Source organism: Vibrio sp. 10N.286.49.E11 (genome assembly GCF_041469505.1).
Classification (GTDB): domain Bacteria; phylum Pseudomonadota; class Gammaproteobacteria; order Enterobacterales; family Vibrionaceae; genus Vibrio; species Vibrio crassostreae_C.
This window is the reverse complement of the sequence record NZ_JBFRKQ010000007.1, coordinates 76,475-86,650: the sequence shown is the minus strand read 5'-3', so window position 1 is coordinate 86,650 and position 10,176 is coordinate 76,475. Positions and strand designations below refer to the sequence as shown.

The following is a 10,176-nucleotide window of genomic DNA, read 5'->3' as shown; positions in this document are numbered from 1 at the left end:
GACCTCAGGTCGCACGGACATAAATGCGTTACTAAAAATCGAACATTAGCAATTCATGAATAATTTTTTATAAGGCAAATGTTGACTAGCATAGGCTTATTAGAAATTAACTCCGTGCTAGAGATAAAAACTTCAACTAGGCTGCTTAAACTGTGAATCTAATTTATAAAATCAATTAAAAGGTGAAAATGGGGGAAACTCCCCCCATTTTTTGAGATTAAGTTAAATCATCAACTCTAGAGTTTGCATTAATCTTAATAGACTCTATGCCATCTAGTGCCGAAGCTTTAGCCTTATACATTTGACTAGTTAAAACAACTTCACCATTTCCGGCTTTTAATACAAAGTAAAATCGTTCGTCGGAACTCTTCATTACTTCATAACGGCCCTCTTTCTTTTTGAGTGCTTGATTAACTGCGTTTCTTAATAACTGTTCATTATCCATTAAATTAAATCCCTCTAAGATGTTTATATGAGCATGGTTTAGTGACTGATACGGATCATTTTCAGACATTCAAGTCGGGTATACAGCAACAGCACAAAAGAAATCAAAACACACCTATCAAAAAGTCTATAAATCATAGAGGTAGAACTTGAGTTCATAACCATTGCCACTTGGCCATTGTTCCTTAACTAGTTTCCAACGATGTTTACCATTAGCCATAGATAAAGGCAGTTTTGAGTGATCTTTAACTGCTTCTGCAATTTCTGTCGGTAGTTCCAGTCCAGTGCTTTTTAGTGACAGAGTTTTTGCCGAAGAAACTAGTTTATCAAATGACCTTTTAGTGTTGTTAGGAGCATTCATATTCAGCACTAACCAAGCCTGACCTTTCTGGTAATAGTATGCAATGTTGTTGGGCATTCCAGATGAGCCAACAATATTTGCGTCAATATTTAAATAATCGGAGTTACAAGATTTATACTCTTTGTTCCAAGCCCTTGTACTTAATTTATCGTCAGACAAAAAGTCACATTCTTCTGGTCGAGAATCTGAGCCAGAGCCAGAAAATATACCGACCAAAAATACCCCCCCTAACACCGACCAAACCACATTTTTCTTCGATTTTCTTTTTAACGGAAGTTCTGTTGAGATCGGGTTGTTGCCAAGCTTCACAAAACTATCATAGATAGCCAAGTAAGTTTTTTCTTTCATAGTAGCAACGAAAGATTGAGTAGAACCTAACTCAACAGTTACGTAATACTTCTTTCCTATTGCCTCATTCTTTTGAAGCTTAACAACGTCTTGTATAGGTATTTCTTGTACGTTGTAAGTCCCTGTAGTGAGTTTATTATCTTCGAAAGTCCAAAGGCCTAGCTCTATGTCACCCTTTTCAACTGTTATCGTTTTCATTTGCTCGAATAAATCCTTTTTGTCGAGGTGTGAATTGCCACCAAATCCATAGACACTTTGTGGCATAAGAAAAAATAGGTCAAATGACCTCATATAGAAATGAGAAACAGAACAGATCTAGCCTAGAATAGGGTAATTTTTAGTAAGCCATGATCACCGCTGAGAAGTCTCTGGACATTTCTGAGTCAGTGATTTTGCTAAATTAGCAATTCATGAATAAATTAAAGGACGGCAAATCGTTAACTTTATATCCGCTATCGGTAGTACTGCTCATACAACCTACCGTTAGAGGTGGCGCCCTTCAATAAATACTCGTTCCAGGTAAAAAGTTCACAGTGCCTTGGCATCCAATTCTCGCTGTTAACTGCTAGTAGACTTATAACCACTTATAAATTAACGATTTAATGGGTTCTGTTTATTATCGAATTGTGACTAATTCTGTAGACATAAAAACCAGGTTACATAATAATCTCAATCAAATTTCTAAATGGATCAACCAATACCTGCGCTCTCAACACTAGATGTTAAGTGGATATTCATTTCACAACGGTTGGAAAGACCATTGCGCAAGTTATGGGTAATTAATCAAATCGGAAACATCATCATGTCACTCTCCATCATAAAAAAACAAATAGCAATTACGTTGCTATTGGCGTTATCAGGATGCTCATCATCCGTCACATCTTCTAGTTCAACTGTTCCATCTGAACCTGTAGTGATCGACCGCAGCTTCAAGCCTGTAATTGGAGATAGTTACGACAATTACCTTGTGAATAGCGCTCTTTCCCTTGCTGCCTTTAATGTTGCTCAACAATACCCAAGCATCAATACTGCTCGAAATTATTACTATGATCTTTACAGTGATGATGGCTGGAAAATTAAGTTAAGAGTGCTCCGAGACGATACTGACGGAATTTATGCGTTTCAATATAACTTCACTGATGAGGATAAAGTTGTAAATCTTGGTAACTTACCAAGGCAACTGCAACTTGAATACAAAAAGGCGTTAGAAATATACACGCCTGAAATGCAAGAACTACATCAACTCGCAACAAAATACAGACAAATTTATCGCCTTGTGAGCGATGCCAACCCTGACTTAGAACTAGAATCGGAGGTTGATTTCTACAGCTTAAGCAGGAAAAGCTATCCATTCATATCATTTAATGCAAAGGACAATCTTAGCACTCAAGTATCGGATCTTTCTGAAAGTATAAAGAGTGGTGCTAAAGCTGATTTCATTGACGCTCTTAAGTCTGACCGTTTTGTGTTTTGCTCAGGTAACCCTGATAACTTAAAACTGTGCACCAACAAAAAACCAGTTGAGCTTTACGGACTAAAGATGGGAATAAGCAGTAGCTGTGAGCTAACAAACTCGAGAGATTATTTATCATCTAGTTCTCCTTTTTACAGCTTTAATAACAATGGCAAAAATCCGATTTTTATCAAAGAGCAGAGGTACATAAAGGGTAATAACCTCTCCCTTCCAAAAATCGATAAAGTTAGATTTGCTTTCCTAGAATATGGGGAAGGCAAGTGTGAAGATAAATTGGTTTTAATCGAGACCTCGTTTAAAACCCAAAGTGAGTCCGTCTTCCAAGATGTTCGAAATTTTGTTGCAAGAAAAAACTACAAAGAGACCGGAATGGACATTCCGTATAACAAATACCGAACAAGGAGTGTTGATTTCAGATCTCAACAAACTGACATTTCCGTTAACCTTTCATACGAAGATAAGTATATGACGCTTCGTTACAAGCATGACTCATATAATTAACGGTCTTAAGTACTCGATGACCAATCCTAGTCATCGACTACTCATAAAAACGTGCTAACGGGTTGCCTAATTTTGACAGCGCTCATGATCTTAAATATGAGCGCAATAAGTCAGATTTAGTAGGTAATTAATTGTAAGTAAATGAATTATGAACTGATCGGTTAGATCAATACTAGCAAAAGCACACGAAATAGTTTGTTCTTACATTGAGAACGTAATCAAGTAAAACTCATAGTAGGTAAAAGCGTGTTTGCTATCGTCGGTTCATATAACCTCTGCGGAATGAAATAGCAGAGGAAAAGGGCTTTGTTGCGTAATTAAATTTAAAGATAGAACAACCCCGTTTCGCGTATTTCTTAATCAATACGACAAGTTTCAGGCATACCTAACCCAGTAAGCTTGTTCACGCTTTTATCATCGCGTAAGTTTCACCCACCTGGGCATTGTAATTTCTTAAGCTCAATCGTCCTCCTAGCAACTGTTTAACTCGATACATCGCTGTTTCTGACAATGAACGTTTGTGGTATCCATACCGCTCTTTCCAATACTTATTTGAGCCGTATAATTTCTGGCAACCCACGGCGAGATTTCGAGGATGACCACGCTCCCAGAAGGCTGCCCCTTCTCTTGGGGGAATAAGCGCAACGGCTCGCTTCATCTTAATAGCAGCGCGACACGCTCTCGTGTCGTAAGCGCCATCACCAGACACCTCAAGGATGCTTCGACGTGTTTGTTTCAGTAGGTCCGGGAGTACTTCACCATCTGTAACCGTTGATAAACTTAGCTCGGCGGCAATGATCTCATGAGTGCTTGTATCAACTGCAATATGCAGCTTTCGCCAGACTCTCCGCTTGCCATCCGTCCCGTGTTTTTTGACTTTCCATTCACCTTCGCCATAAACCTTAAGGCCAGTTGCATCAATGGCTAGGTGTTGTATCGCTCCTCTCGCTTTAGTCTTAAATGAGACCTCAACTTGCTTGGCTCTACGACTGATGCAGGTGTAATGCGGACAACTTAACGGCACATGGGCTAACCTAAATATCGAGTCGATAAATCCTTGCAGCGCTCTCAGTGGCATAGAAAAAACTCGTTTCACCATGAGTGCTGTCGTAATAGCTAAATCACTGAACCGACGTGGCCTCCCGCGCTTATTCTGTTTGCTTTGCGCCCACCCACTTATTGCTTCTTCATCGATCCAGAAGGTCAGAGAACCACGGTTAATGAGCGATTGGTTGTATTGCTTCCAGTTGGTTGTTTTGTAACAAGGTTTAGGCATAAGGCTACGAGAGAGAGTGGTGGTAGCTGATCAGATCGTAGGTTCTTGATTTAGTTCCATTGAATTACGCAACAAAGCCTCTGTAGAGTATTAAATAATATGATAGAGAGTTAATGAGCACCTAATCAGACGGTGACGATTCAGATAGTATAGGCCCCGCCTACCGATTATCCCTTCAGGATGCTCTGTACCACACAATAACACGCCAAATATTATGTATATAAATACCCTTTGTCATACAAAGCCTCATTTACTAACAGAAAATCTATCATCGTTATTTTTATCAATGTCTATTTTCTAGTAGTCTATTCTACAAAATTTACTCAATAACAAAATAAACTGTTAGTAGGGAATCTTTGTATTTAAAATTTCACTTTGTATCTCTCGACTATTGCTAGACGCAGAACTATCACTCATTTACCTAACAGCCTAACAGAAAATCAGTCAGTATTTCGATTTGGTACAAGCGTCTAACAGTGCATGAGTACCATAGCCCAGAGCGCAAAACAGCCAACTTTGTTTGAAAGAAAGCCAACGTTTTTTTGCAATCAGGTGATGCAGAACCAAAGCGCAGATCAAACTGCCAATGGGAATAAAGAAGAGTGAATGGGTAAATTGTCGATGAAATTCCAAAGCCAACAAAGGGTCACTTTGAGACTTAATCAGTGCATCCAAATCTGGTGCTAACCCGGAGAGCAGCCCTAATACCCCAGCAACAACCAAATGTTGTTTTTTGCTGGCAGATTGTGACAAAGAAGCGCCTAACACGCCCTGCGTTAAAGGATCCATAAATCACTCATTGATAGCATTCCGTTGAATCAAACAAAATACATTTAGCTATAGCGGTGAACTGTTCATAACTAAACGGTTTTATCAATATACTCATGTACATAGTTGTATAAGCATAGACCGATAAACAAAAAAAGAGCAGTTATGAAACTGCCCCTTTCTAATTATTGGTGGTTGATCAATTTATTCGTTTTTGTTCTGTATATTCACACTTGAACGATCTTTTATTAACGAGCAACCATGCTTGCTGCGATAACCACCAGCAGTACTGAGAAGATTTTCTTAACCGTTGGAACCGGTAAATGGTTGGTGGCTTTTGCGCCTAACGGAGCCGTAAACCAAGACGTGCACACAATACCCAACAGCGCAGGCAGATAAACAAAGCCAGCAAAGCCATCTGATAGAGCAAAGTGGCTGCTGCCTGAACTGATGTAACCTATCGAGCCAAACAACGCGATCACAATGCCACAAGCCGAGGCACAACCGATGGCCTTTTTCATATCGACAGAGAAGAACGTTAATAGCGGAACCAGCAATGCTCCGCCACCAATACCTATCATGGCAGATAAGCCACCCGTAATGGTTGTCAGCACAGTGAGCACACCTTTGTTCGGCAGTTTTCGTTCCTTAGGCGCATCATTTTTGCTGCTTAAGAACATCTTGATCGCAATAAGAACCACACTCACAGCAAACACAATACGAACGACTTTTTCCGGTAACAACGCCGCCATAAAACCACTAACCAATGCACCCAGAGCAACACCGAGCATGATCCAAGGCGCCAGATCCCAAGGCACTTTGCCATTCTTGTGGTGAGCGAGTGCAGAAGAAGTAGAGGTGAAAAGTATTGATGCCAACGAAGTAGCGATGGCCGCAACAACCACTTGATCCGCAGGTAGAATCTCTAAGTGAAGTAAAATGCTGCTTAGCACCGGAACAATGATCAGCCCTCCGCCAATCCCCAAAAGCCCGGCAAGAAAACCAACACCACTGCCTAATAATGCACAGTATAAAATCAACAACAGCAATTCACTCATTTCATCCATCTCTTAATTAAATTAATCGTCTTAAATAACACACTATTAATGCGGTTATATTTCCATCAAGCTAATTAATATAACTGACACCGGCTTAAATATTCAAACAGAATAGATCATGAATATTCCTCATGTTCAATGTGAAGTAATACCATTGTTAATGGTGAACCTATCAACGTATAAAAACCTTAAGCGATTAACTTTATACGACATTAATTCTACTAAGCATTAATTTCAGACAGCATAGCCTTCGATTCTTAATCCGGTCACAAGCAAAAAATAAAAGCCGTTTTAATACTAAAGACCGAGAGAATCAGAAAAAAAAATTGGGATACCAAATCAGCATGAATAAAGAATTTAATTTTACGATTAAGAGCATTAGCCTCGACGAAAACTACCAGCCTGCAGACAGCACGCGTATCACTACCAACTTTGCTAACCTGGCTCGCGGTGACAGCCGTCAAGCGAACTTACGCAATGCACTACAAATGATCGATAACAGTTTCAACGCGTTAGCGCACTGGGATAACCCTAAGGGCGACCGCTACTCTGTTGAGCTTGAAATCATTTCTGTTGATATGGATATTGAAAGCAACGGCGAAGCATTCCCTTCAATTGAAGTGCTGAAAACCAATATTGTAGACCGTAAAACTAACGAGCGTATTGAAGGCATTATCGGAAATAACTTCTCTTCTTATGTTCGAGATTATGACTTTAGCGTACGTCTATTGGATCATAATAAAGGCCAAGATAAATTCAGCATTCCAGAAGATTTTGGTGACTTACACGGTAAGCTTTTTAAATATTTCGTTAACTCTGACGCTTACAAAAAGAACTTTAATAAACGACCTGTTATTTGCTTAAGCGTGTCAGATAATAAAACCTATTACCGCACTGAAAACCAACACCCAGTATTAGGTTTTGAATACCAACCGAATGAGTCTTCTTTAACTGAGCAATATTTCAAAAAGATGGGCTTACAGGTTCGTTATTTCATGCCGCTAAACAGTGTTGCACCTTTGGCCTTCTATTTCTTTGGTGATCTGCTGAACGATTACTCTAACCTAGAGCTTATCAGCACCATCAGTACCATGGGTACGTTCCAGAAAATCTACCGACCTGAGATTTACAACGCGAACGCGGTTGCGGGTAACTGTTACCAACCAAACTTGAAAAACTTGGATCACTCGCTGACTCAAATTGTGTACGACCGTGAAGAACGAAGCCAGCTAGCTGTTGAACAAGGTAAATTCGCAGAAGAGAAGTTCATTAAGCCATACCAATCAGTTCTAGAGAACTGGTCGGCAAATTACGCACTTTAATCGTCTATTGCGCTCTCAAACCACCCAAGGATAGGCAATATTATTATGAAAACACTATTACCGACTTCAACAGCGGGCAGCTTGCCGAAACCGTCTTGGCTTGCACAACCAGAGACGCTTTGGTCGCCATGGAAACTTCAAGGCGATGAACTCACAGACGGCAAACAAGATGCGCTGCGTGTCTCTCTGCACGAGCAACAGCAAGCAGGCATTGATATTGTGAGTGACGGCGAACAAACACGTCAACACTTTGTAACGACCTTCATTGAACACCTGAATGGCGTTGATTTTGAAAAGCGTGAAACCGTTAAAATCCGCGACCGTTACGATGCGAGTGTACCGACGGTTGTAGGCCCAGTTTCTCGTCAGAAATCTGTGTTTGTTGAAGATGCGAAGTTCTTACGTCAGCAAACCGACCAACCGATCAAATGGGCTCTGCCGGGGCCTATGACCATGATTGATACACTTTACGATGCGCATTACCAAAGCCGTGAAAAACTGGCGTGGGAATTTGCAAAGATCCTCAACGAAGAAGCCAAAGAACTTGAAGCGGCAGGCGTGGATATTATTCAGTTCGATGAACCTGCGTTTAACGTGTTTTTTGATGAAGTGAACAATTGGGGCATCGCTTGTTTGGAAAGAGCCATTGAAGGGCTTAAGTGCGAAACAGCAGTCCATATTTGTTATGGCTACGGCATTAAAGCGAATACGGATTGGAAAAAGACATTAGGCACCGAGTGGCGCCAATACGAAGAAGTCTTCCCTAAGCTGCAGCAATCGAATATCGACATTATCTCTTTAGAGTGTCACAACTCTCATGTACCTCTTGAGCTGCTTGAGCTCGTACGAGGCAAGAAAGTAATGGTCGGTGCGATTGATGTTGCAACCGATTCGATTGAAACACCGGAAGAAGTGGCTAGCACTCTACGTGAAACACTTAAGTACGTTGATGCCGACAAGCTCTACCCTTGCACCAACTGCGGCATGGCTCCCCTACCTCGCGAGATAGCCTCAGCGAAGCTTAATGCGCTAAGTGCTGGCGCAGAGATCGTTCGTAAAGAGCTTTCAGCGTAACGCTTTCCTAAAGAACAAAAACTATGCCTTTAAGCCTAAGTATCATATTGATGCTTAGGCTTTTTGTTATGTGAGTTAATGAGCTTTACGCGCTGCTTACCAGGTTTTATCTAGGTCTTGAGCATATAAAGAGATCACTCGTTGGTACTCTTTAATCGCATCGCTATTCGTCGTGGAAACTAAAAGCTCAAGTAACAGCGATGTCGCTTCTTTATGGCGACCTAGTTCGACACGCTAACATACGGCTCCATTCTTCTTTGCTCATTGCGCCTTTAGAAAGGTAAATATTGTGTTTCTGCATTGCACCTTTCGTGTATGAAAGCTTGATGAATGAGCCAATTTCAAACGGAAGAAAGCTACGCTGTAAAGTCACATCACAAGCAACGCCATTTAAACGTACATGACCGTTCGTGATTTCAAACGAGCTATCGCGAAGCTTCCACCACAACATTAGAATTTTTATTAATGGAGGAACACAAATTATCAGCCCTATGGTTAGCAGCGATGAACGATCACCGTCTGATATCCAATAGACAAGACCTAGTGCAATAACAATAAACAGCAACTCTGAAAATAAGTATTTAACAAAATTTAGTTGGATACGGTTATCCATGACACTCTCTCAATGATGACCCTAAAGGCAGCTCCATTTCAACGAGCCCTTTCACTTCAGACAACTGAGTAAAACCTTTTGATTGATAAAGCTTAATGGCGGGGTTCTCACTGAACACGCGCAACACTAACTGAGCCGATGCTTGATTGTTCGCATGTTCAATAGCCAAATCGAGACACTTAGAGCCAAAACCTTGACCTTGACAGTCAGCTAATATCTGCAAGTCCCTAAGAAACGTTGTACCACTAGCGTAACTGAAGCGAACAACACCAATACGGCGATCCCCCACATAAATTTCATAGTTATCCAGCTCATCCCAGCTGCGTAAAAACTGGCTATGACCCCAAGCGATTCCACGAGCTTGATAGTAACTCGCCATATTCGTTTTGGTGATCGATTCAGCGAACTTAGGCTCTGAACCTTTGACCAACCTTACTTCCATATTGTGTCCTTTTTTTCCTAGGCTAAACATTGAGTAATATGTAATTAAAGTACCAAGAGTATTGCATCATGTTTGAGCCATTCTTATCACTCTGCTCCCTTGTTTAATGCCTTCTCTAACCACATTGAACTGATGTATTGGCCGTTTTTCTTCGCGTATTCATTGAGCACTCCTACTTCTCGAAATCCAAAACGTTTATGCAGTGCTATTGAAGCCTCATTAGGCAAAGCAACACCTGAGACTACGCGGTGAACATCATAATCACTAATCGATGCAAATAGCTGAGAACACGCGAAGCCTAATACCACACCACCTTCTGTCGCGACATACAGTTGATGTTTACTTTGGCTCGAAAATTGAGAAAACCACTGTTGGCGATTTTCCAACGACAACTTCTCTTCTTCAAAGCGCGCATTGGTATGTTCAATATAAAAGTTGAAGATATCGGTGATGCCTGCAATATCAGGTAATGTCCCTACTCTGATTTCCATGTAA

Annotated in this window: 9 protein-coding genes and 2 pseudogenes; 3 read left to right on the top strand and 8 right to left on the bottom strand. The window is 40.8% G+C overall.

Annotation, left to right across the window (positions count from 1 at the left end; translation table 11 throughout):
- Positions 1-217: 217 nt before the first annotated feature.
- Together AB4167_RS02200 and AB4167_RS02195 are read right to left on the bottom strand one after the other, a co-directional pair.
- Positions 218-445, bottom strand: coding sequence for a YegP family protein (locus tag AB4167_RS02200; RefSeq protein ID WP_102336615.1), 228 nt, complete (start codon positions 443-445; stop codon positions 218-220).
- A 126-nt stretch (positions 446-571) separates the two neighbouring features.
- Positions 572-1,351 (bottom strand): hypothetical protein, encoded by a 780-nt coding sequence (locus AB4167_RS02195; RefSeq protein WP_372136063.1) that lies wholly within the window; start codon positions 1,349-1,351, stop codon positions 572-574.
- 562 nt (positions 1,352-1,913) lie between these two features.
- Here AB4167_RS02195 and AB4167_RS02190 point away from each other — a divergent pair.
- The gene (locus AB4167_RS02190) at positions 1,914-3,128 is read left to right on the top strand and encodes a hypothetical protein (RefSeq protein WP_372136062.1); all 1,215 of its coding nucleotides are present in this window, start codon (positions 1,914-1,916) and stop codon (positions 3,126-3,128) included.
- Positions 3,129-3,484: 356 nt separating this feature from the next.
- Here AB4167_RS02190 and AB4167_RS02185 read toward each other — a convergent pair.
- The 3 genes and pseudogenes from AB4167_RS02185 to AB4167_RS02175 form a co-directional block, all read right to left on the bottom strand.
- Positions 3,485-4,404 (bottom strand): annotated as a pseudogene (locus AB4167_RS02185) (IS5 family transposase).
- Between the two features lie 459 nt (positions 4,405-4,863).
- Positions 4,864-5,193: pseudogene (locus AB4167_RS02180) on the bottom strand (metal-dependent hydrolase); the annotation flags it as partial.
- A gap of 227 nt (positions 5,194-5,420) precedes the next feature.
- The gene (locus tag AB4167_RS02175) at positions 5,421-6,230 is read right to left on the bottom strand and encodes a sulfite exporter TauE/SafE family protein (RefSeq protein WP_372136061.1); all 810 of its coding nucleotides are present in this window, start codon (positions 6,228-6,230) and stop codon (positions 5,421-5,423) included.
- 344 nt (positions 6,231-6,574) lie between these two features.
- Here AB4167_RS02175 and AB4167_RS02170 point away from each other — a divergent pair, with 344 nt between their 5' ends.
- Positions 6,575-7,552: a DUF1852 domain-containing protein gene (locus AB4167_RS02170; protein WP_372136060.1), complete on the top strand. Its 978-nt coding sequence runs from the start codon at positions 6,575-6,577 to the stop codon at positions 7,550-7,552.
- A 45-nt stretch (positions 7,553-7,597) separates the two neighbouring features.
- Positions 7,598-8,626: a methionine synthase gene (locus tag AB4167_RS02165; protein ID WP_017062410.1), complete on the top strand. Its 1,029-nt coding sequence runs from the start codon at positions 7,598-7,600 to the stop codon at positions 8,624-8,626.
- 211 nt (positions 8,627-8,837) lie between these two features.
- On the opposite strand, the gene AB4167_RS02160 is transcribed toward AB4167_RS02165, so the two are convergent.
- From AB4167_RS02160 to AB4167_RS02150, 3 genes are all read right to left on the bottom strand, one after another.
- Positions 8,838-9,239, bottom strand: coding sequence for a hypothetical protein (locus AB4167_RS02160; protein ID WP_017062409.1), 402 nt, complete (start codon positions 9,237-9,239; stop codon positions 8,838-8,840).
- A complete protein-coding gene (locus AB4167_RS02155) occupies positions 9,232-9,681 on the bottom strand; it encodes an N-acetyltransferase (RefSeq protein ID WP_136973884.1) in 450 nt (149 codons plus the stop codon). Before AB4167_RS02155 ends, AB4167_RS02160 begins: the two co-directional genes overlap by 8 nt.
- An 86-nt stretch (positions 9,682-9,767) precedes the next feature.
- Positions 9,768-10,172, bottom strand: a complete 405-nt coding sequence (locus AB4167_RS02150; RefSeq protein WP_372136059.1) for an N-acetyltransferase family protein — start codon at positions 10,170-10,172, stop codon at positions 9,768-9,770.
- Positions 10,173-10,176 lie beyond the last annotated feature (4 nt).